Origin of the sequence: Rhodococcus sp. GA1, assembly GCF_024321955.1 — a bacterium.
GTDB lineage: Bacteria > Actinomycetota > Actinomycetes > Mycobacteriales > Mycobacteriaceae > Rhodococcus > Rhodococcus pyridinivorans.
This window is the reverse complement of record NZ_CP097186.1, coordinates 4,965,574-4,987,018: the sequence shown is the minus strand read 5'-3', so window position 1 is coordinate 4,987,018 and position 21,445 is coordinate 4,965,574. Positions and strand designations below refer to the sequence as shown.

General features: G+C 65.5%; 17 protein-coding genes and 3 pseudogenes. 11 read left to right on the top strand and 9 right to left on the bottom strand.

Annotation, left to right across the window (positions count from 1 at the left end):
- The first annotated feature begins 236 nt into the window (after window positions 1-236).
- The 3 genes and pseudogenes from M3330_RS23245 to M3330_RS23235 all read left to right on the top strand — a co-directional run bounded on the left by M3330_RS23245 (window position 237) and on the right by M3330_RS23235 (window position 2,927).
- Complete coding sequence (locus M3330_RS23245) at window positions 237-1,481, top strand: IS256-like element IS1164 family transposase (protein ID WP_255026428.1); 1,245 nt, start codon at window positions 237-239, stop codon at window positions 1,479-1,481.
- 283 nt (window positions 1,482-1,764) lie between these two features.
- A pseudogene (locus M3330_RS23240) lies at window positions 1,765-2,088 on the top strand (integrase core domain-containing protein); the annotation flags it as partial.
- A gap of 108 nt (window positions 2,089-2,196) precedes the next feature.
- Window positions 2,197-2,927, top strand: a pseudogene (locus tag M3330_RS23235) (potassium channel family protein).
- Between the two features lie 181 nt (window positions 2,928-3,108).
- Here the strand turns inward: M3330_RS23235 and M3330_RS23230 are convergent.
- The 8 genes from M3330_RS23230 to M3330_RS23195 form a co-directional block, all read right to left on the bottom strand.
- Window positions 3,109-4,797, bottom strand: coding sequence for an ABC transporter ATP-binding protein (locus tag M3330_RS23230; protein ID WP_255026522.1), 1,689 nt, complete (start codon window positions 4,795-4,797; stop codon window positions 3,109-3,111).
- Window positions 4,794-6,440 carry an ABC transporter ATP-binding protein/permease gene (locus M3330_RS23225; protein WP_255026520.1) on the bottom strand — a complete coding sequence of 549 codons (1,647 nt, stop codon included), beginning with the start codon at window positions 6,438-6,440 and terminating at the stop codon, window positions 4,794-4,796. The genes M3330_RS23230 and M3330_RS23225 overlap by 4 nt, the downstream gene beginning before the upstream one ends.
- A complete protein-coding gene (locus M3330_RS23220) occupies window positions 6,437-7,384 on the bottom strand; it encodes a hypothetical protein (protein ID WP_152640992.1) in 948 nt (315 codons plus the stop codon). The genes M3330_RS23225 and M3330_RS23220 overlap by 4 nt, the downstream gene beginning before the upstream one ends.
- Before the next feature lie 139 nt (window positions 7,385-7,523).
- Window positions 7,524-8,948 carry a YcaO-like family protein gene (locus M3330_RS23215; RefSeq protein ID WP_039587341.1) on the bottom strand — a complete coding sequence of 475 codons (1,425 nt, stop codon included), beginning with the start codon at window positions 8,946-8,948 and terminating at the stop codon, window positions 7,524-7,526.
- 16 nt (window positions 8,949-8,964) lie between these two features.
- Complete coding sequence (locus M3330_RS23210; RefSeq protein ID WP_255026518.1) at window positions 8,965-9,915, bottom strand: CocE/NonD family hydrolase; 951 nt, start codon at window positions 9,913-9,915, stop codon at window positions 8,965-8,967.
- A gap of 29 nt (window positions 9,916-9,944) precedes the next feature.
- The gene (locus M3330_RS23205) at window positions 9,945-10,796 is read right to left on the bottom strand and encodes a hypothetical protein (protein ID WP_200358019.1); all 852 of its coding nucleotides are present in this window, start codon (window positions 10,794-10,796) and stop codon (window positions 9,945-9,947) included.
- Window positions 10,797-10,874: 78 nt separating this feature from the next.
- The gene (gene amiA, locus M3330_RS23200; RefSeq protein WP_016691944.1) at window positions 10,875-10,973 is read right to left on the bottom strand and encodes a streptamidine family RiPP; all 99 of its coding nucleotides are present in this window, start codon (window positions 10,971-10,973) and stop codon (window positions 10,875-10,877) included.
- A 475-nt stretch (window positions 10,974-11,448) separates the two neighbouring features.
- Window positions 11,449-11,583, bottom strand: a complete 135-nt coding sequence (locus tag M3330_RS23195) for a hypothetical protein (RefSeq protein WP_255026517.1) — start codon at window positions 11,581-11,583, stop codon at window positions 11,449-11,451.
- A gap of 462 nt (window positions 11,584-12,045) precedes the next feature.
- Here M3330_RS23195 and M3330_RS23190 point away from each other — a divergent pair, with 462 nt between their 5' ends.
- From M3330_RS23190 to M3330_RS23165, 6 genes are all read left to right on the top strand, one after another.
- On the top strand, window positions 12,046-12,285 hold the full coding sequence (locus tag M3330_RS23190) for a hypothetical protein (protein WP_255026516.1): 240 nt from the start codon (window positions 12,046-12,048) through the stop codon (window positions 12,283-12,285).
- A gap of 3 nt (window positions 12,286-12,288) precedes the next feature.
- Window positions 12,289-14,037 (top strand): prolyl oligopeptidase family serine peptidase, encoded by a 1,749-nt coding sequence (locus M3330_RS23185; protein WP_019289487.1) that lies wholly within the window; start codon window positions 12,289-12,291, stop codon window positions 14,035-14,037.
- Complete coding sequence (locus tag M3330_RS23180; RefSeq protein ID WP_231780617.1) at window positions 14,034-15,185, top strand: iron ABC transporter permease; 1,152 nt, start codon at window positions 14,034-14,036, stop codon at window positions 15,183-15,185. Before M3330_RS23185 ends, M3330_RS23180 begins: the two co-directional genes overlap by 4 nt.
- The gene (locus tag M3330_RS23175) at window positions 15,182-16,000 is read left to right on the top strand and encodes an ABC transporter ATP-binding protein (protein ID WP_052040130.1); all 819 of its coding nucleotides are present in this window, start codon (window positions 15,182-15,184) and stop codon (window positions 15,998-16,000) included. The genes M3330_RS23180 and M3330_RS23175 overlap by 4 nt, the downstream gene beginning before the upstream one ends.
- Window positions 15,997-17,043: an ABC transporter substrate-binding protein gene (locus M3330_RS23170; RefSeq protein ID WP_071935002.1), complete on the top strand. Its 1,047-nt coding sequence runs from the start codon at window positions 15,997-15,999 to the stop codon at window positions 17,041-17,043. Before M3330_RS23175 ends, M3330_RS23170 begins: the two co-directional genes overlap by 4 nt.
- A 570-nt stretch (window positions 17,044-17,613) precedes the next feature.
- Complete coding sequence (locus tag M3330_RS23165; protein ID WP_019289494.1) at window positions 17,614-18,054, top strand: VOC family protein; 441 nt, start codon at window positions 17,614-17,616, stop codon at window positions 18,052-18,054.
- 57 nt (window positions 18,055-18,111) lie between these two features.
- Here M3330_RS23165 and M3330_RS23160 read toward each other — a convergent pair whose 3' ends face one another.
- Complete coding sequence (locus M3330_RS23160; protein WP_033098203.1) at window positions 18,112-19,179, bottom strand: hypothetical protein; 1,068 nt, start codon at window positions 19,177-19,179, stop codon at window positions 18,112-18,114.
- Between the two features lie 615 nt (window positions 19,180-19,794).
- On the opposite strand from M3330_RS23160, the gene M3330_RS23155 reads away from it, so the two are divergent.
- Window positions 19,795-20,517 (top strand): aspartate/glutamate racemase family protein, encoded by a 723-nt coding sequence (locus M3330_RS23155; protein WP_019289496.1) that lies wholly within the window; start codon window positions 19,795-19,797, stop codon window positions 20,515-20,517.
- Window positions 20,518-21,241: 724 nt separating this feature from the next.
- Window positions 21,242-21,334, top strand: a pseudogene (locus tag M3330_RS24605) (hypothetical protein); the annotation flags it as partial.
- Window positions 21,335-21,445 lie beyond the last annotated feature (111 nt).

Sequence of the window (21,445 nt, the reverse complement as noted above, 5' to 3'; positions counted from 1 at the left end):
GATGCGACGGCGGGTTCGATCGGTCCTCGAGAACGCCATGACGATCATGTCGGTCAGCGTCGTGACAAGACCCTCATGGTCGTCCGAGAGCGAAGTGATCGCCCCGGGTTGCGTCCATCAGGATGGTGTACGAGCCGGATCGGATCCGATGACCGGCGTGTCGTAACCGGACGAAAGACGGTCACCGCGTGATTCTTCGAGAGAGCTACCAACTCGACTCGACGAAAGAGCACGCGATGACCACTGCCCACGATATCGACCTCCGCCAGCTTGTCGAAGACCGACTCACCGGCGCCAGCCCCGACCTGCTGCGCGAGCTGCTGACGATGTTCATCCACGCCCTGATGGGCGCCGAGGCCGACGCCCTGTGCGGCGCCGACTACGGCCAACGCTCCGACGAACGCGTCAACGTTCGCAACGGCTACCGGCACCGCGACTTCGACACCCGCGTCGGCACCCTCGACGTGGCCATCCCCAAGCTGCGGTCCGGCTCGTACTTCCCGGACTGGCTGCTGCAACGGCGCAAGCGGGCCGAACGAGCCCTGACCTCGGTTGTTGCGACCTGCTACCTGCTCGGGGTCTCGACCCGGCGGATGGAGAAACTCGTCGATACCCTCGGGATCACCTCGCTGTCGAAGTCGCAGGTCTCGGTGATGGCGAAAGACCTCGACACCCAGGTCGAGGCCTTCCGGAACCGACCCCTCGATGCGGGCCCGTACACGTTCGTCGCCGCCGACGCCCTGGTCCTCAAGGTCCGCGAGAACGGACGGGTGGTGAACGTGCACGCCCTGGTCGCGGTCGGGGTCAACGCCGACGGCTACCGCGAGATCCTGGGGCTGGACGTCACCTCCGCCGAGGACGGCGCCGGCTGGCTGACCTTCTTCCGCGGGTTGGTCGCCCGCGGCCTGTCCGGGGTGCGGTTGGTGACCTCCGATGCCCACGCCGGCCTCGTCGCGGCGATCGGCGCAACCCTGCCCGGCGCCTCCTGGCAGCGGTGCCGCACCCACTACTCGACGAACCTCATGGCCGTCACACCGAAGTCGTCGTGGCCCTGGGTGAAGACACTGCTGCACTCCGTGTACGACCAGCCCGACGCGGATTCCGTTCACGCACAATACGATCGAATCATCGATGCACTCACCGAGAAGCTGCCGAAGGTGGCCGATCACCTCGACGCCGCCCGGTCGGATCTGTTGGCGTTCACCGCGTTCCCGAAGCAGATCTGGAAACAGATCTGGAGCAACAATCCGCAGGAGCGCCTCAATAAGGAGATCCGCCGCCGGACCGACGTGGTGGGGATCTTCCCGGACCGCACCGCTCTGATCCGACTCGTCGGGGCGGTGCTGGCCGAGCAGCACGACGAGTGGATCGAAGGCCGCCGCTACCTCGGCCTCGACGTACTCGCCCGCTCCCGCACCGGCAAGCCCGCCGACAGTGTCACCGAGGGCACCGAGGAGGTGACACCGGCCTTGACCGCCTGATCCACCGACGAGGAATCACGCGACGACGTCGTACACCACCTCACGGGACTTGACCTCGCCCCGGCGTCGGAGTCCCTGCTCATCTGCGCTGCCAGTTGACCGTCGAGATCGGTGACCAGCGACATCCACCGAGCGTCGAGCTTGTCGTCGTAGTTGACTGCCTGCAGACCGGCGATCAACAACAGGCCACGCAAGGTGCTCGGCTGGCGAACCCCGGCCGAGGTCTTCGCCGAGCAGCTACGCTCCCTGCAGTAGCCCGGTGTTGCATCGACCGGTTGAACTCGCCCAGTATACGGCTCTTCGGTTCGAGGAAACCTTGTTCCTGCAAGGGATTCGGCCGTCGATAGGGTCGGTGGCCGATGCCTACGATAATGCCCTCGCAGAGACGACGATCGGGCTCTACAAGGCCGAGTGCATCGCCGACGATTCCCCGTTCCGCAAGGGCCCGCTGCGCACTGTCAGTGACGTCGAGGAAGCCACCTCGGCGTGGGTGCACTGGTACAACACCGGCCGGCTCATGCACCGCCTTGGGCGGATCCCACCGGCCGAGTATGGAGCCAAGTACTACGCTGAACACCGTGCCGATCAACCGGTCGCACACAAATGACAATGTGTGCATGAGACCCGGGATGGTTCAGTATCAGGGTTACGTAGACGCTGATGACCATGCCGTGGGTAGCGCTTTTCACCGTCCGATCGACAGATCCGACCGTCGATGCCCAGTAGATTGCGGGTGCCGCTGCGACGCTCGGATACCCTCACCGACCGTCCCGACTTCGCTCTGGTTGGGGTGCTGCGGGTCCCGGAGGAACAGACCAGCCCGGGCCGGGCGATCGTGCGCCGCATCGGTTACGCCCTGGCCGCGCTGACCGCGGCGGTGATCGTGGTGTATCTGGGTCGGGACGGCTACCGCGACGTACAGGACAACCCCGTTGCCGCTGTTGGATTGCGTCTACTACGCCACCGTGTCGCTGTCGACCACCGGCTACGGCGACATCACTCCGCTCACCCCGCAGGCGCGGCTGGTAAACATCCTGGTCATCACGCCGCTGCGAGCGTTCTTCCTCATCGCGGCAGGGTCTGGTGACCGTACAGGGCTCGGCCACCAAGTCGGATGTGTTGCACTTGGCCGGGGCCATGTGCTGCGCCAGTCTGGTGCCGATACGGTCGTGGTGTCCGCTGAGACGGGCGGGCCGGTTGCTGGGCCTGGCCCCTGCCACTCCCACGGTGATGGAGATGATCGAGGACCTGTTGACTCCCGAGGATGGGTTCGCCGTCTCTGAACGCGGTGTGGAGCCGCACGAGCTCGGCCTTTCGCCGCGGGAGCTGCCCGTCATCGTGCTCGGGGTCGTCCGTTACGGACGGCTGATCCGGGTGGGTTCTCCCGAGCTCGGCGTCATCGTCGCTGATGACAGATTGCTGTATCTGCGCTTGGTGGCGAATTGACCCCGCCCGGACCAGATCCTGCGGCAACCGCAATGGGAACTTCGATGACGATGCACTGTGCGGTGATGAGACGGGAATCTGGGACCCCGCCGTCCGGCGATCAGGGGCTGAACCGGGTCGACCATAGAGTCGACTGCGCGGCGCGCATCGCCGCGCGGCCGAAACACGAGCTGATCGTTACCTATCGTGCCGGTGACGCGATGGCTTCACTTGCAGATCGGATCGGGACTACCCGGTGCATGCGCTGAAGGGTTTCGTCCCGGTGCGAGGCAATTACAACGGTGCCCGGGTAGTTGGCAAGAACACCGGAGATCGCGTGTTCGGTCTTGGGATCGAGGCTGGCAGTGACTTCGTCGACGAGAAGGATCCGCGGACGACGAACAAGCGCTCGGGCAAGGACAAGGCGCGCCTGCTGCCCACCGGAGAGAGTGATCCCTCCCTGCCCGATCTCGCTGTCGAGACCGGCCCACCCGTCCGCTTCGACGCGTTCGAGTATCCGGAGAAGTTCGTCATCCGAAACCGGGCCTGCCCCGCGGAGCAGGTTGTCTCGCACGGTGCCATGGAACAGTGTGGTCTCCTGATCCACCAGCGCGACGCTCTGCCGGAGCGCAAAATCGTCAACGTCCTGGAGCGGCACGCGCTCGCCGTGATCGTCGAACAGCTCGATCGTTCCTGACAGGGGTTCCCAGAGCCGTGCGGCCAGCGCGATGATCGTGCTTTTGCCCGCTCCCGAAGCCCCGGTGAGACCGACGTGTTCTCCCGGTTGCACTTCGACAGACCAGCCACATACCGCCATGGCACGGTCATCGTAGGTAAACGACAGGTTCTGGATTCGCAGTCCGAGCGGCCCGTCGGGGATCGCTCGCGGGCAGGGCGGCTCGGAAACAACCGGCTCGCGCCGGAGGACGTCGTGGACGCGTCCGGCGCTGGCCGTGAGGGGATGGAGCTGCGTGAGCGTGGTCGCAGCGTCAGAGACCGCCGAGACACCGGCGAGGGTGAGAGCGACCATCGAGGGGAGCAGCGCAAGCTGCAAGTTTCCGGTCGCGGCGCCGCCCAGCGCTCCGGTCGCATAAGCACCGACAAGGACGACACCGATGATGGTCGTGGTGACGAGCGCTTCGCGGAGTCCGGTAACGAATTGTGTCAGCTTTCCCTGGTGCCGGGTGACGTCGGTAGCCCGCTCCGTCGTGTTAAGGGTGTCAGCGACAACCTTGCTTTCCAGTTCGTAGGAGAGGACTTCTCGGAGCGATCCGAGTGCATCGACGATCTGCGTCGAAAGGTCCGCGCGCAGTCGCTGCTCCGCATCACCCAGCTGCTGGATCCGGTGTCGCGCGACCAGTGCGGTGGCCGCGATGAGTACAGCTCCGGCCAGCATGATCCACGCGGCGGACGGCAGGAAGATGAACGCCGTGGCGAATGAAGAGATGAACACCGTGAGTGATGTGGCGATTTGGGCGAGTGTGTGTGCGTAGAAGAACTCGAGCTTTTCGATGTCGTCCATCGCGACCGCGGCCGCGCGGCCCGAGTGTTCACGACGGCGTCCGGGCACGCTGCGTGCGTACGAGTCGAACAGCGCCATGCGCAGCCGAGCCAGCACCCGGTAGGCAACGGCATGCGAGACGTTCATCTCCTGCCAGGTCAGAACAGCGCGGACCAGCACCAGAACGGTTACAGCAACCCACCACGTCGCGCCGGGGACGGTGCGTTCGACGACCGTATGTCCGATACCCCAGGCGGTGAGAACGCCCAGCGCAGCAAGGACGAGGGCGCTGGCTGTGCCGGTGAGATAGCTGGCGAGCATGCCGCGGTATTCGGGGCGCAGTGCGGGAAGTAGCGCGCGGAACGCATGGAGGGAGCTGCGGATGCTCAAACGAGTTTCCTTTCCAGCCGGCCGTGCTCGAGCCGGAACTGCTCGTTGACACCGGACAGGCTTTCGGGCCGGTGCGTGATCATCACGACGATCCGATCTGCCGCAGCATGTCGGAGCGTTTCCATTACCTCAGCGGCGCGTGCGGGATCGAGCGCACTGGTGGGCTCGTCGACGAGGAGCACCGGACGCCGTGTCAGCAGGGCGCGTGCGAGCGCGAGACGCTGCCGCTGACCGCCGGACAGGCTCAGGCCGGCTTCGGCGACGCGGCTGTCGAAACCGTACGGTAAGGCCAGAATCTCGTCGAGGATGCCCGCTGCCCGGCACGCGTCCACAAGGTCGGCGTCGGTCGTTTCGCCTGTGACGGTGAGATTGTCGCGGATCGTTCCGGTGAACAGGACGGGGCGTTGCGACACGACGGCGATGTCTCCGGCGCGCAGGGACTTGCCGTCGAGTTCGACTTTGCCCGACTCGGGTGTCAGGAAGCCGAGGAGCACGTCGAACAACGTCGATTTGCCGGCCCCGGACGGACCGATGATCGCCGTGAGTGCGCCCCGATGTGCCGTCATATCCAAACTCTCCAACACCGTGGTGTCGGAGCCTGGGTAGCGGTATCGCAGTCCTCGAGCTTGCAGGCACTGTATGTTCCTGCCGGACCTTCCGTGTTCGACGACACACGTACCCGAACCGTTGTCGGGCGAATCGAACGCGCCCAAGCGGTGCAGGCCGGGCACCGCGGTCAGCCCCAGGAACCCGGCGTGCCAGTAGCGGGACAGGTCACGGATCGGGCGGAACGCTTCCGAGGACAGCAGAAGAATCAGGTAGACCTCGAACGCCGGGGGTTGCCCGGTCGCGGCGTGGACGATCGCCGTCATGACCGCGGCGACGGTACCTGCCTGGATCGCGAAATCCGTTACGCCGGTCTCTGCCAGGGACACTCGCATCACCCGTTCGGTTGCCGTGCGCAGCGCCTCCGATCGCTCGTGCATCCGCTGCCGGGTGCTGGGCACGTCGCCGAGTGCACGCAATGTCGCCATGCCTCGAAGCGACTCGAGCAGGTCCGCGCTCAGTGCTTCATAGGAGTCCCAATGCTCGAGGCCCCGGCGCGACATCATCGTCTTCCACGCAAGCGGTCCTGCCAGAGCCATGACCACGGCGACCGCGACCCATAAACCCGCCCAGGGGTTCAGTACCGCGAGAGCAACGACGATGCACGGGCATGCTATGAGGATCAGAGCAACGGCAGGGATGTACTTCGAGACGTACGTGTCCGTCCCATCGATGCCGTCGCTGAGCGCGACGCGAATGGAGCCGTCGCGGGTTCCCGCATCGTGCAACCGTTCTGCGGTCAACGCCGACCGGATTGCTCGATGCCGCAATTCTCGACGAACCAGGCCTCCGAGACGCGCCGAGACCGAATCTTGCGCCACCATCAGCAGCACTCGCGCAACTGCGAGCCCTGTGACAGATGCCAGCGCGATGATCACCGTAGGGCCGGTGCCCTGGAGCGTCGCGGTCAGTGCCCACGCGATCGCGACCGCTTGGCCGACATAACTGGCGAACACCAGCAGAGCAAGCAGCACGCTCCCGGCGAGCAATCCGGGGAAGTGCCTCGCTTCACGCCACAGCTCGCGGACGATCATCATTCGGCCTTTTCCTCCTTATTCTCGACGCCGTCGAGCATTGCCACTGCGTGCATCGTCCAGCTCTCTGCCGCAGCAGGGATTCCGGAGACAGGCCGGCATCTCACTTTCTGGGACAGCGCGGCGTCGTAGCACAGCCGGGCGGCGGCGCGATGGGCATGCCAGAGGGCGTCGTAGATGGTCTCGGCTGAGGCACTCGGGATGATCTTCCATGTCTCGATGCGGTCGGCATGGGCAATCCAGGCCTGGCCTGCGAGTTCGGCGAGGTGTGCGGCGTTGGTGTCGCGGACCGGATTTCGTACGAAGTCGGCAAGTTTCGGTGAGCGTCGCCGCGCAAGCGCATGTCTCCGCTGTGAGGCGATGTCCCAGTTGCTGGGCAGTTCGATGGAGACGAGCGGAATCTCGGGTACGAGGCCCCGAGAGAGCCAGGCGGACGTCTCGGTAGCAGGTGGCACGCCGAGTTGTGCACGGATCTCCGGCCCTGGGCCGAAGACGGTGGGGAAGTCCGTGTCGAGAAGAAAGCGCACCGCCTCCAGCGCATATGCGGCATCGGCGATCCACAGCGGCCACGCGCGGTGCCGGTATCGGCCGAAGCTACGGCCTGGCTGCACACTGAACACCAACCGCGAGCCTGGGGAAGGGCTGCGCGGTAGTTCCCAGCCCGCCGCGGTTTCCCTGGCGTTGTCTCTGCGAAGAAGCTGTCCTTTGTCGTGGTCGTACGCATAGTGGCCTGGATCGAGGCCGTCGGTTCCATCCCCGCCGACAATCACGTGAGTATGCACCGCGTATGTCGCGCCGGCTGACGGGATGGGCCGGCGCGCGATACTTGTGACGCTGCCGTCGTCGCGGAGGTGCCAGTCGCCCGGGTACCACAAGGCGCAGAGCAGCTCTTCGATTCGTCCTTCTGTGGGAACACATGGAGTACCGAATCGGCGCCACGGGTTCATCCGCGGTCCTGGGGGGAGGGGGGCTCCGGGGGTGTGTGCCGTCAATGACATCGCCAGCGTCGTCGGGAGGCCGATGCTGCTACCGGGTTCGTTCGGTGCGGATGGGTGCGCTGGTCGATTCGAGGTGGTCATCGCGGGCCTACATGTGCGGAGGGGGTAGGAGTGAGAAGTCGTTGACGTTGTCTTCCCAGGTCGAGCGCCAGCCGCGATTCTGCGCGGCTGCTCGGAATCTGGGAATGCCGAAGTAGGCGAATGCGGCCGGGGCGTTCGGGACGAGACCGGTGATGAAGGTACGCACGACGCGTAGAGGTGTACGCCGGATGTCAGCGGTGGTCACGTCTCGCGTGAAGATCTGATGCCCGTGCGAGGCGAGCCGTTCGTAGATATCCGCCATCGTGGCCGTCGGCATTTCGTCGATGGCCCGAATCCCGAGTGCGGGGGCTGTGAAGCGTCGAGCGTGGCGGCGGGCCCTCGGATCGAGCCAGACCTGTACGTGAGCGCCGAGGTCGACGACATGCTCGAACTGTTCCCCGACATCGTCGAGGTAGCGCGCGTCGCTGCGGAAGTCCAGGTAGAGGCCGCGAGCCATGAGCCCCTGTTCGACTGCACGGAACACCCAGCCGTCGGCTGTGGTGCAACCTTGGGTGTAGACCCAGGTATGCACGGCTTCGAGGACGGCCTTGCGTGCGGCCCGGTCCGGATCGAGTGCAGCGGAGAACCCGGCGGCGTAGATCCCTCGTTTCGTGTCGCGGAGGAGAGCGGCGACAGCGGGAGCGAACTCGGAAGGCATGGCGACGAGTGACACCTCGAAGTTGCCCCCGGTGAGATCGTCACGCAGGCCAGGAACACTGTCCGGGTCGATGCCGTATGTCGGCCCGTCGAGGTGCCACCAGACTTCCAGTGCGTCGCGTTCGATGACTTCGAGAACACCTCGGTCCCGGGCATCGTCGGCGCCTTGACCGGTAGCGATCCCTGCATAGTTCAGGTGATGCGTTCGCGGCAGGTGTCGGAATCTCGACTGCCGCCAGTTCAGGTAGATCAATGACGCCGGGATCCAGGCGTGTTCACCGTCCGTGCGTTGACACCGGGTCCACAGCGTGGGAGTGGTTTCCGTCAACGGTGCGTAGGGAAATCGCGATCGCTGGTACTGCCACGACGCAAATGTGGGGAGGTCGTCGAGTGGAAGTGGGGCGTTGTCGTCGGACAGCAGGTCTGCGTATGTAGCGATTCTGAACTGTTCGGTAGGGAGCTCGGCGGGAAGCCAGTTGCCGCAGTACCGTTCGACGCCCTCGGCGATCGCGGCGATCCGCGCAATGTCCGGGTCGTCGAATGACGTGCCGAGCGAGACGCGATCGGCGGGCCATTCCCCGAGCTGGCGAGCATCCGCTACCGACGCGGTCAGTCCCAGGTAGGCGGTGGGGGCGCCGTCGGGGTGTGGAACGGCGCGTACGGATCGGATGACACCGCACTCTGCGTCGACCAGTGACTCGACCGGCAGTGTAGGGAGCTCGTGGACGGTGAGGTCGCTGCTGTGTGAATTCTTGCCGCTGTCTCGGGGGTTCATGGGCGGTCCTTTCTGCTCATGCTGCCGTTCTGCTCTGCTGCCAGCTGCCGCTGTCCGGATCGAAAGCAGAAACGTAACGAGCGGGCTCGAGCCGGCCGAGCCGTGCAGCGAAGGGTGTGTGGGTGCGGAGCCAGCCGTCGATGATGCCCCCGATGCCTCCGCTGTTGTCGAGTTGTTCGCGCGTGTGGGGGTCAGTGAGGTCTGCGGCGAGACGATGCCCCCACGGGCCGGTCACGAGATGACTGTCGCTCGGCCAGGAAGCGGCCAGGCGGCGGGCATCGGCGTCGAAGAAGTCGTGTGCTCCGGTGACGACGAGCAATGGTGAGGTCAGTTCTGCGTAGCGGGTGCGCACGCTGAGGTGCGTCGCAGTCCAGAGACGTTCCCAGCGCTCGAACACGGCTGCCGGCCAGGACCATTCGCGGGCGGCTGAGATCACGCCGATTTGTTCGGTTCGGCGAACGCGGGTGGCGAGCTCGTCAGGGGGCAGCGGCTTCCGCGATCGGGGGCCGATGCCGTGCTCGTGCCACCACGCGATGCGATGTTCGATCTGAGGGGCACCGTCGGGATTCCGTGCCGTCTCTGCCAATCCCAGTGCCGGCACCAGCACGATGATCCCGTCGGGGGCTGATTGCTCGTGCCGCATCGCGCCGTACGCGCCTTCGAGTGCTGCATGTGCAGCGTACGAGGCCCCGAATGCGATGAGCGGTAGACCCGGGAAGTGCGCGCGGAGCTGCGCGATGACCTCGGCGCCGTCGATGGTCTCATGCTGATACGGATCCCATTCGCCGGACGAAAGATACCGTCCGCGTACGTCCTTGATCAGGCAGTGGTATCCGCGGCCTGCCCAGGATCGGCCGGTCTCGGTGTGACGCCGGGCGTCGTACGGGGTGCGGAGCAGGACGATCCCGGCGGCGTCGTCGATCTCCCACAACAGGCCGCCGAGGCGGATGTCGTCCGAGGTCGTCATGGTGTGTAACCGGGGGAGTGGTGGCGGGGTCATGCCGTGGCCTGCGGTTGGTCGGGGAGGTATGGCGGTTCGTATCCGAGGATCGGATGTTCGGTCGTCCTGCCTGTGGCGGGGACGAGTTTCCAGAGCGTGTGGCGGTGGTGTGTCAGCGTCGCCGCTTGTTGCGCCCATGCAAGCGCGACGGTGAGGACTTTGCTCACTGTCATGGCGCGGGCGTAGGTGTCGGGCACCGTGGTGGCACCGGGTGCGTTGTGGATCCACTCGGTCATCGCAGTGGGTGTGAGGCTGGCGGCGATACGTCGCCGTAGCACGTGGTCGGCCGTTGCGTCGCCCGCAGCGAGTGTCAATGGGTCCACGAAACACACGTCGCCTTCTCGGTATGTGCGGAGCCAGGCGACGGACGGGCGACGTTGTGCGTCCAGCAGTCCCCAATGTTGGCGCTCGTTCGGCGAGTCCGCGTATGAGATCACCAGGCTCGGATCGTCGGCGCAGGTTTCGTCGCGGAGAATCGGATCTCTCGAGAGTTCTTGGGTGGTGGCGAAACGCGACGGTGTGGCTCCCCACGTGCGGAGCGCGTCGGCGGTGTCGTCGGCGATCGGTCCCGTTCCGGTAAGGATGACTGCACGTCGCGCTTCGGGCCAGCGTGCCTGCATGTCGGCGGTGTCGCGTTCGGCGACTTCCTCGTTCAGGCGCTGCACGTAGGTGCAGGCAGTCTTGGTCGCTGACGCCGGATCGTGCAGTGCGGGAAGAAGATCGGTCGGCGGGTTCTGGACCTGCAGGAGCGTGCCCGCGGTGGTGCGGAGCGTGACTGTGTTGTCCCTGGAGGCGATCAGATGGCCTGGAGCGCCAGGGAGCGCAACAACGGAAGAATTGGAGGACATCGGCAGCCTTTCGAACGAGCCCGGTCGAGCAGCCCCGGTGGCTGCTCGACCGGGCGTGTGCAGTGTGTGCTGCGAAGGTCAGTCGAACGGGTTCTCGACGAGTGCGTTCGAGTGCGTGGCCGACAGGTGGGCCAGCTGCTCGGTCTCTTCGATCTCGGCGAGGATCTGCTTGTCCATGGGACTTCTCCTTCGTGTGTTCTGTCGGCCGCACCGGATGGGGTGGCCGTGTCCGCGAGGCGAACGACCGGAGCATAATTGAAAACGATTGTCAGAATCAATAGTATGTGGACGCATGAGACCTTCGCAGCTCGTGCTCGTCGATTACCGCGCCGATCGCGTGTACGGCATCAGCGATACGACAGCGACGCTCCACGGGCCCGGGCGCGGGCACGCAGCGGAGCACGCAGGGGTTCTTTCCCTGGGGGGAACATCGGGAGGGCACGCCTTCGCCGATGATCTGCGCGGCGAACTCATTGTGGTGCGACAGGGCGTCGCAGCGACGGTTCCGGTCGCAACGCCTGTGGAACACATCGCAAGTGACCCGAGCGGACGATACGTAGTGGCAACTACAGGCTTCGGTGCCAATTCCGAGCCGTGGAGTGACGTCGTGACAGTCGTCGACCTCGATACGAATACATCCAGGCGGTTCCGCTCACGCATCGGCGAACCCGGCGCGGGCCTCGTCCGCGATCGAGCGACCGGTGAACCGTTCATCGTCCTCCGGCATCGCTCGCCAGGGGCGATTGAGGCGCTCGCGCTCGCGGCAGCGCTCAGGGTCGGTCCCCACGTTCCCGTCCTGCGCGGAGCGATGACCGAGGTCGCGGACGACGGGCATGGCGATGTCGCAGATGCGCGGACCGGAATCTTCGCCACCGCGACGAGCCGAGGTCTCGAGCGCTTCGCGGTGGAAGCGGGCGTTCCTGTGCCACTGGGGATCGTACCGTGGCCGGTACCCGGTCGTGCGTTCTACCTGCGCATGGACTCCGACGCAGGAAAAGCCCTAGGTGTTGTGCGCGGGGGCCCGGCGAACCCGACTGCATGGGCGGAATGGACGAACCACCTCGTCGAGATCGATCTCACCACCGGCCGAACCGCTCACGCATCACTGCCCCCGGGACTTGCCTTTCGCTTCGCGCTGGCACGCACCCGCGCTGCAGTCGCAACGATCCATCCGGACGGCGACCAACTTACGATCTTCGAACGGCAGAGACCGCAGCTACGCATTCACCGGCAGCTGTCACTGCCCGACATGAGTGCCCCTCCGACACCGGGACGCCTGCCCTGGGATCCGGTCGGTGACGCACCGGCGCAACGCAGGGCCGTCGCCCTTGCCCCCGCCGGTGACACTGTTGCCGTCACACGCGGCGGGGACGGCGAACTCCACCTGATCGCCGACCGATCGTTCGAGACCGTCACTGTTCCCACCGCCGTGGACGAGGGGGGCCTGCTGTTCTGGCCGGGAGGCCCTCACGACGGAATGGGCCGCTGAGTCGTGACCTCATCCTCTTTCCCGATCAACGATGCTCTCGATGCCGCGCTCGCACGTTGGGAACAGTACGGCCGCCCCGGCACACCCGACACGGGGTTCGTACTCAGCCGCTTGCCCGGCAGACGCACACGCGGAATCTACGTCGCCGGATCGGAGCAACCGATCTTCGAACCGGACGCGCACATCCTGGCGATGTCGCCGGCGCCTGACGGCCGCCGCATCGCCCTTCAGCTCGCGGAGCGGGCAGACGAAGACGGGGTTCTCGCCGTGCTCGATACCACCTCCGGAAATCTCCGCCACTACAACGACATCCATTGCCGCTACGAACCGATGCAATGGACTCCGGACGCCCGGTCGCTGGCAGTGGTTGCTCGTTCCCCTCAACGGCTCGTGCAGGTCGATGTCGTCCACGACGAAGTCACCGTCGAACCGGTCGCCGGTGATGCACGATGCAGACTCTTCTCTGCCGGCATCCATATGCTTCTCGCCGAGAGTCGACCAGCGAGCCCGACCCGATTGATCCGCCTCGACAACAGTGCGCGTCTCGGTTCCTTCCCATCGATCACGGGTGTATTCGGAATCAACGACGGCGACGTCCTCGTGTATGGGGGCAATGCATTGCACGTGCTCGACGCGCATTCGGGGGTGGAACGATGGCGATGGATGGACCCTGCGGTGCGGCTGACCGCCGTCACCGTCACCGGGGACACGGTTCACGCGAGCGCGGTTCGCGCCGGCGCCAGCGTGCTACTGCGACTCGCACACGGAACCGTGATCGACGAATGGCCCGTGAATAGCGGCGGGTCGGTCGCATCGATCACGGATCTGGGCGCCGACGGCGGCAGAACGTATGTCGTAATCGAAGCACCGGCAGTGCCTCCGCACGTGGTAACCGTCGACGAGCGCACCCGCGGCGGTGGCGCGGCGACGGTCGCCGGAGACTTCGAGACTGTGCGGCACGAGTTCGCGGCAGATGATGGGGAGACTTTGACGGTCGTCGTCACCTCTCCGAAAGGGCTCACCGGCCCGGCCCCGACCATTTTGACGTGTTACGGCGGCTTCGGAGTCCCTGACCTTCCCGTCTTCGAACCGACGATTCCCGCGTGGGTGGAGTCCGGGGGCAGATACGCGACAGCACACATCCGTGGCGGTGGGGAGCACGGTGAGCAGTGGCGTCGGGCCGGTTACGGCGCCGGGAAGCGGCGAGGGATCGATGACCTTGCCGACGCTGCTCGTGGTCTGGCCGGCGCAGACTTGACGAACCCCGAATTGCTCGTGCTCGCCGGTGCTTCTCACGGCGGAACCGTGGTGGCGAGTTGCGCTCTCGACCATCGCGGAATATGCACGGGCTTCGCCACCACGGCAGCACCTTTGGATCTGCTCTCCCTCGAGAAGCACCCGCTCGGCCGAATCTGGCTCGACGAGTTCGGTGATACGAGCAGTCCCGAAGGCACGCAGGAACTTCGTGCGATATCACCGCTGCACCGCGCGAAGATGATCGACCCGGAGCACAGGCTGCCGCGATTCCTCGGGATCGTGCTCGCCGAGGACTCGCGCGTGAATCCCGATGACAGCTATGCGTTGGCCTCAGTTCTCCGAGAAGCGGGAGCAGAAGCACTCGTGTGGGAAGCACCGCACGCCGGTCACGGCTCCAATCATCTCGACAGTCTGCACTCGATGGGTTCGGTGCTTCTCAGCTTCGCTGCACACACCACCCGACGCACCCGCTCTTCCGAAGGACGACACGCATGACACCGGATATTTCGACGGCTGCGGCAACGCCGCAACCGCCCGTTTCCCTCTCAGCTGCGGCCGGTCATGACACAGCCGCTGCCGCGCACGTCCCCCGCCGAAGGGGCGCGCTGGCGGTGCGGATCCTGGTGCCGTCGTTGTCGGTGCTCCTAGTGGTGATGCTTGTGTTGTCCGTGAGCGTGGGGACGATCGCGGTACCTGCGATGGACGCGGTGAAGATCCTTGTCGGACATCTGGTGCCGGGTATGCCGTGGATGACGGACGGCTCGCTGACGACGATGCAGGACAACGCAGTGTGGCAGTTCCGGCTTCCGCGTGCCGTTCTCGCGGCATTGACCGGTGCGTCGCTCGCGCTGGCGGGAGCGCTCATCCAGGCCGTGGCGCACAATGCGCTCGCCGAGCCGTACATCCTCGGAGTCTCGGCGGGTGCCGGCGTCGGGGCCGTGTCGTACATCGTGCTCGGCATCGGGATCGGTTCGCTCGGTATCGGGGCATCAGCGTTCATCGGGGCGGGGATCGCGACGGGTGCGGTGTACCTCCTGGCGTGCAAGGGCGGTCGAATCGCTCCACAACGGCTGATCTTGGCAGGGGTTGCTCTCGGATCGTTGTTCAGCGCAGTCACCAGCTACCTGACGATCTCAACCGATGCACAGAACGTGTACAGCATCATGTTCTTTCTGCTCGGCTCCGTCTCGGCGGCGACGATGCCACAGTTGCTCCTCCCGGTGATCGCGTTGATCGCGGTTGCGATCTTCGCCGCGACCCGTGCGCGTGCGCTCAACGCGTTGCTCGTCGGCGACGACGCGGCCACCTCACTCGGCATCAACGTCAACGGGTTGCGCGCCACGGTCCTCATCGCCGCCGCGCTTCTGACCGGCGCGGTGGTGGCAGTCTCCGGCGGCATCGGGTTCGTGGGCCTGGTCGTGCCGCACGTGGCCCGCATCATCGTCGGCTCCGATCACCGCAAGATGCTGCCGGTCGCAGTCCTGGGGGGAGCGGTGTTCCTCACGACCTGCGACCTGCTGGCACGCACGCTGGCCGCACCTGCGGAGGTCCCTCTCGGAGTGCTCACCGCACTGGTCGGCGCCCCGTTCTTCCTGTGGTTGTTGCGCCGCGACCGCGCCGACCGGCTGGGTATGAGCCGATGAGAGTCACCGTCGACCAACTGGGCGCGCGCCGAGGAGACCGGGACATCCTCCGCGACATCAGCTTCGAGGTCCCTTCCGGCACGGTTCTGGGCCTGCTCGGGCCGAACGGCAGCGGGAAATCGACTCTGCTGCGCGCCCTCTCCGGAATCGACATCCCATCAGCAGGGACGGTGCGCTACGACAATGCCTCGCTGGCCGCCCTCACCCGCCGCCAGCTCGCGCAGAGGGTGGCGGTGATGACGCAGGAGCACAGCGAAGAATTCGAGATCCCCGTCCTCGATCTTGTACTCCTCGGACGCATCCCGCACGGGGCGGGCTTCGGACGTGACTCGGACTCGGACATCGCGCTCGCGCTGGGCGCGCTTGCCCAGGTCGGCGCCGGTCACCTCGCATCTCGAGCGTTCTCGGAGCTGTCCGGCGGTGAGCGGCAGCGCGTGCTGTTTGCCCGGGCGCTCACACAGGACACGCCGGTGCTCATTCTCGACGAGCCGACGAATCACCTCGATATTGCCCATCAGCTCGAGCTGCTCGACCTTGTGCGCACGACCGAGCGCACAGTACTTGTCGCCCTCCACGACCTCAACCTCGCGGCTCGCAACTGCGACGCGATCGGTGTGCTCGCAGACGGAGGGCTCATCGCCTACGGAGCCCCCGACGAAGTGCTCGACGTCGACCTCATCCGTTCGGTCTTCCATGTCGAGTCCACCTCGGTCGTCCACCCGCGTACCGGACAACGGCACTTCGTCTTCGACGAGCGCGTACGCACCGCCGATGAAGCCGGTATCACCCTGAGAAAGGAAATCCCCATCCGATGAACTCTCTTTCCAGCAACCCGAGACCAGCGAGTAAAGGCCTGACCGCTGGTGTCGGTCTTCTCGTCCTCGCATCACTTCTGCTCACTGCCTGCGGCACGAGCGTGACATCCACCGGCAGTGGCATTTCCGAAGGCACGCGCGAGACGGTGACGTTCAGCAACTGCGGGCGCGAGCTCACCTTCGAGCAACCGCCCACTCGGGTCGTCGGCATGATGCCGTCCCAGACCGATCTGCTGCTGCGCCTCGGAGCCCAGGACACGCTCGTCGGCCAGGCCCAGGTCAGCACCTCAGAACTCCCTGACGACGTCGCCGGTCGTGCTGCCGACGTCCCTGTGCTCAGCACGGACACGCCTCCGGCTCGTGAGGACCTCCTGACGGTCTCACCGGATCTGGTGGTCTCGCCCACCGAGTACGAGTTCACCGCCGAGCAGGGCTACGCCAGCATCGAACAACTCTCCGAAAACGGCGCCCAGGCCTACGTTGCCACCGGCGGATGCGCGGACCGTCGCTCCAGCGCACAAGTCACCGACCTGTTCATCGACATCGCCAACCTCGGGCAGATCCTCGGAGTTGCCGACGCGGCCGATGCGCTCGCCGAGGGCGCGCAGAACCGCCTCGAGGCCGTCGAAGAGTCGATCAGAGGAGAAGAGCCTGTGACCGTGGCCCAGGTCTGGGTCGAGGGGAACGTTCTCGGTGCGATCGGTGCGGGCATCGAGTACGACATCATCCGCACCGCCGGCGGCGAGAACGTCTTCGACCCGGACGCCCCGGAGTTCGCGGACTTCTTCTCGGCCGAGATCAACCCTGAAGAGATCATCAGCCGCAACCCCGACGCCATTGTGTTCGGCACCACCAGCGACAAGCAGGAACAGCAGGTGCTCGAATACTTGCGCGCCACATTCCCGAACGTCACAGCGGTTCGGGACGGTCTGCTCATCGGCGTCCCACAGAGCGACTTCTATCCCGGCACCATCGGCAACGTCGAGGCGGTCGAAACCATCGCGGAGCGGCTCTACCCGGACGCTTTCCACAGTCAGAGGTAAGGACCTTGACATGACTGTTCAGTCTGCTCGGGAACCGAACGCAGTCGATCGAGCCGGTCTGCGGCGCGGCACCCGTGCGGGTGGGTGCGCCGAAGTCCGAAGCGGTGGCCGCGGGGTCGGCCGGTCTGTCGCTCCGAGCGGAGTGCCTTGACCTTCGACGAAGACATCCACCCCGAGTTCGTGGCCTTGACCGTAGCTACCGGTAAGCCTGGATGCACCGAACCGGCGGAGATAACCAGCGCGTCGTAACAACGAAATGCCCTGTCGCAGTGGAAGAATTGAACTTCTCACAGAAACAATTCGGGCTCTACTGCTCTGAATGTGGATGAGCAGGTGTGTGATATGACGGGGCGGTGGTGCGGGTGTGATGCTGTCGGAGATCGGATGGGGCATCGCGCTGTGCCTGCTGATGCTTGTCAGGGCTGCTCGGATCAGAGGGGCGCGTCGTAGCTCATCGATGCGGTGGTGGGGAACGATCCGATATCCCACCGAGTCCGCGGAATGCCGAGATCCGAGCACCGGCTCCGTCCCAGCAGTAAACGGACGAGACAACATCGAAGGATGGATCCCATGGCACACGTACGACGTTTCGACCATGTCGGCCTCACCGTCTCCGACCTCGACGTTGCGACGGCGTTCTTCGCCGGCCTCGGCTTCGAGGTCGAAGGCACCGGCTCTGTGCAGGGCGACTTTCCTGCGACCGTCTGCGGACTCCCCGGCACGCACTGCGAGATCGTGATGCTCCGACCCCCGGACGGAGGGACCCGGCTCGAGCTTTCGCGCTTCATCGCGCCCGACCACCTCCCCGGTTCGCCGACGGCGATGCCGAACGAGCTCGGGATCCGCAATGTGTCGTTCGAGGTCGGCGACCTCCAAGTTGCCGTCGACGCTGTAGCAGAGCAGGGTTACGGGCTCGTCGGGGGTATCGGTGAATACGAGAACAGCGTGCGAATGGCGTACGTGCGGGGACCGGACGGCATCATCGTGTCGTTGTTCGAACAGCTCGGTTGACGCTCGCCCCCGCCGGCGGAGATCGGCATCGAACCTCTCGATGATCGGGCGACCGGCTCAGCTCGTCCCGGCGGCCCCCACTGCATCCAGTTCGGCGCGGAGAGAGGTCGATTCGGTTCTCAGCGTCAGATTTTCAGTCTGAAGCGTCTTCGTCTCGTCGCGCAAGGCGGTGATCTCGTCGCGCAGTGCCGACAGTTCGGCCCGCAGTTCGTCGCCGCGTGCTCGTGCCGCGGTCTCGGCTGCCTGGGCCGTCGCGGCGGTGATGCGCGATTCCTCGAGTCGGCTCCGTAGCTCGGAGGTGCGGTCGCGCTCGGTGGTGAGCTCGGTGTCGAGGCGCTCGCGGGTAGAGACCTCCCGGTCGAGTGCGGTCTGCAGGCGCGCGATCTCGGCTCGCAGGTCGGTGACCTCGACGGTCGCGCGCTCACGCTGGGCTGCTGCCTCGTCGAGTTCGCGTCGCTGCGCGGTGAGGGATTCGTCCTGCTGAACGATCGTCGCACGCAGGTCGCCGACTACCCCTGTGTGCTCGGCGGTCGCGGCCTCGAACTCGTCCTTCCACCGCTGCAGTGTTGCGGCGTGCTCGTCCTTGAGGCGCGTCAACTCGGCGTGATGCGCCTCGTCGAGTCGGCGCACCTGTTCGGTGTGTGCGGTACGAGCGTCGGCGAGTTCGGCGTCGACGGCGGCCACTGCCGCGTCGGCGTTGTCGCGGTCCTCGAGTGCCTGGGCGAGTTGTTCGCGTAGACGGACGATCTTCGCGTCGGCGTCGGCTTTGACCTTCGCGAGTTCGGCGGCGGACCGCGTCATCTGCGCCTCGAGAGCCTCGGCGTCGGTGAGCTTGTCGACCGCGGTGGTGATCCGTTCGGCGATCGCCGAGTACTGCTCGACGCTGTTGGTTGCGAGGGCGCGTAGGGCAGTGGTGGCGGCCGTGAGCGCGGAGACCGCATCGTCCGGGCTCTCGACGACCGCCGGGGCCGTGCCGGCGGCTTCTTTCTTGGCGCGTTCGCGTTCGCGATAGGCGCGCACACGGTCGGCTGCCGTGGCGTACTTCCGAGGGCGTCCCACCCGGGGTTTGCTCGAGTCCTCCTCGTCGGTGGTCGCTTCGGGAGTGGGGGAGTGTGCGTCGGTCATGGAGGTCCTCGTCGTGGCGCGTCGAAATCCCGGGTCGCAGGTATCGTACCGCATTTAGTTACGTAATTAAGCAATGAGACTGTGATGAAACGAAACGATATGTAACGCTGTGAACTGGGTAAAAACCACACGATGTGGATTTTCGTAACGAAGAGCGCAGTAGAAACAACTTGATCTCATCCGTGATCGAGTGTGCGTACTGATCGTCATAATCCCCACTTATGACGATCAGACACGCGCGCGGATCGAAAACTGTGCACCCCTCGGATCGGGCCGGGAAGGTTGCCGAGGGAGGAGCGCCCCTCGGCTGTGGCGCCGGTCACCGAGTGCGCGGAGCAAGAATTGTCTACTGTCTGCCCCAGCCGGCGGATGCAATGAAAGCCATTGCAGCGCTAGGCAGTCTGCGCTCGCCCGAGCGCGCGTACCTGTACACCGAAGGAAGAGGTAATCGAATGGGCTCTGCAGCAACGTTCCTCGCGGATGTTCTCGTCGCCGTCATCACGCAGCTGATCGAGACCGGATCGTCGTCCGGATCCTGATCCGTCACCGCCGTGGTCGCTCTCCCGCTCGTCACACGGAGAGCGACCACAGGTGCAGGACAGAGAGGGTGCAGGGGTGAAAGACGTCGGAATCCTGGGCCACAGCTGGGAAGGTGCCTCGCTGTGCCGGCGTGAGGTCTGTCAGCACAGCAACCGTCTCGGGCACCCGGCACATCCGGACGTGACGATGGACTGCATCTCCTTCGAGCGCTGCATGCCCGCGTGGGAGCGCGGAGACTACGAAGCGGTGCGCGCCGTGCCGGCGACCAGTGTCGATCGACTGGCCCGGGCCGGCTGCGACTTCTTCGTGTGCCCGGACAACACCGCACACCTCGCGCTCGAAGCACCCGGCGAACCACTCGCAATTCCCGGGCTGCACCTGATCGACATCGTGGCCGACACAGCGCAGCGTGCCGGGCACCGACGCGTCGGCATCCTGGGAACGCGGTTCACCATGCAGGGCCCTCTGTATCCTCGCGAACTGGTGGCACGCGGGATCGAGGCCGTCATCCCGACCGACGACGACCAGGACCTGGTACACGCGACGATCTTCGACCAACTGGTGCACGGCGTCTTCAGGGACGAGACCCGGACGTCCTTCGTGGACCTCATCGGCAGACTCGCGGACTCTGGATGCGACGCGGTTGCGCTGGTGTGCACCGAGATCCCGCTGTTGGTCTCCCCGGCCGACTCGCCGTTACCGGTACTGGACTCGACACGACTGTCCGGACAGGCGGCCCTCGAGGTGGCACTCGGAACGCGCGACCTGCCGACCTGGCGCGGCGGACAATTCCGGTGATAACAGGCAGGTAGCCACGGCGGGTCGTAGCATCGAGCACATGGTCCTCTTCTACGAGATCGCGCTCGTGATCGCGTCGGTGCTCATCGCGTGGTTCGCGGTGTACGTGCTGTACCGCCTCGTCACCGACGAATCCACCAGCCGGCACTGACGGGTCGCCCGCCCGACCGGCCACATGCGGACATGTCGGCCACGCCGCCCCGGCTCAGCGAGCCCGGGGCGTGTGGGACGCCGGTGTCCAACCTTTTCGAGCACGTTCCGCGCGCTTTCCGGGGTGCGCGACGGTCGTAAAGGCAGACCATGACCGATAGTTCGTTCCGTCCCGAGCGCACCTACCGACCGAGCCGGTGGCGACACATCGAGAGCATCGTGATGAGCGCGCTCACTCGTGCGGGTTTGGTGCCGCACTCCTCTCTGCTGACCACTGCTGCCACCGACGTAGTCGAAGGGACTCCTCGGTAGTGATTTCGGGTAGCGCGCTACGCGTGTACCTGCTCCTGATGGTGAGCAGCATGGTCATCGGCGGCTCGATCCGAATCGCCGACGTCCACACCACCCGGGGCACGGCCATGGTTACGAAATACGAAGTTGCCGCAGGCGATACCTGTCGAAGCTGGCTCAGAGGTTCTACGGCGACGCAACTCTTTTCCCCGTCATCGCTGTCCCCAACGGCATCGCCGACCCGAACACGATCAGTGTGGGTCAGGAACTGCTCATCCCGTAAATCACCCGCCGGCACACCGTCGCGTCCGGCGAAACACTGTCGGGGCTGGCTCAGCACTTCTACGATGACGGGACTTTCTTTCCGGTACTCGCAGCGGCCAACCACATCGGCGATCCGAACGTTGTCCGGGTAGGTCGATCGCTTCTCATTCCCGAACTCGGGGACGTCGGGCACACCGTGGTCGCAGGGGAGACGCTCTCGGAA

Bases quoted from the DNA above. Each gene is read 5' to 3' on its own strand.
- M3330_RS23175 (WP_052040130.1), top strand. From the start codon at position 15,182: ATGAGAGTCACCGTCGACCAACTGGGCGCGCGCCGAGGAGACCGGGAC.
- M3330_RS23170 (WP_071935002.1), top strand. From the start codon at position 15,997: ATGAACTCTCTTTCCAGCAACCCGAGACCAGCGAGTAAAGGCCTGACC.
- M3330_RS23205 (WP_200358019.1), bottom strand. From the start codon at position 10,796: ATGTCCTCCAATTCTTCCGTTGTTGCGCTCCCTGGCGCTCCAGGCCAT.
- M3330_RS23180 (WP_231780617.1), top strand. From the start codon at position 14,034: ATGACACCGGATATTTCGACGGCTGCGGCAACGCCGCAACCGCCCGTT.
- M3330_RS23215 (WP_039587341.1), bottom strand. From the start codon at position 8,948: ATGAACCCCCGAGACAGCGGCAAGAATTCACACAGCAGCGACCTCACC.
- M3330_RS23245 (WP_255026428.1), top strand. From the start codon at position 237: ATGACCACTGCCCACGATATCGACCTCCGCCAGCTTGTCGAAGACCGA.
- M3330_RS23220 (WP_152640992.1), bottom strand. From the start codon at position 7,384: ATGAACCCGTGGCGCCGATTCGGTACTCCATGTGTTCCCACAGAAGGA.
- M3330_RS23165 (WP_019289494.1), top strand. From the start codon at position 17,614: ATGGCACACGTACGACGTTTCGACCATGTCGGCCTCACCGTCTCCGAC.
- M3330_RS23225 (WP_255026520.1), bottom strand. From the start codon at position 6,440: ATGATGATCGTCCGCGAGCTGTGGCGTGAAGCGAGGCACTTCCCCGGA.
- M3330_RS23190 (WP_255026516.1), top strand. From the start codon at position 12,046: ATGAGTGCCCCTCCGACACCGGGACGCCTGCCCTGGGATCCGGTCGGT.
- M3330_RS23210 (WP_255026518.1), bottom strand. From the start codon at position 9,915: ATGACGACCTCGGACGACATCCGCCTCGGCGGCCTGTTGTGGGAGATC.
- amiA (WP_016691944.1), bottom strand. From the start codon at position 10,973: ATGGACAAGCAGATCCTCGCCGAGATCGAAGAGACCGAGCAGCTGGCC.
- M3330_RS23160 (WP_033098203.1), bottom strand. From the start codon at position 19,179: ATGACCGACGCACACTCCCCCACTCCCGAAGCGACCACCGACGAGGAG.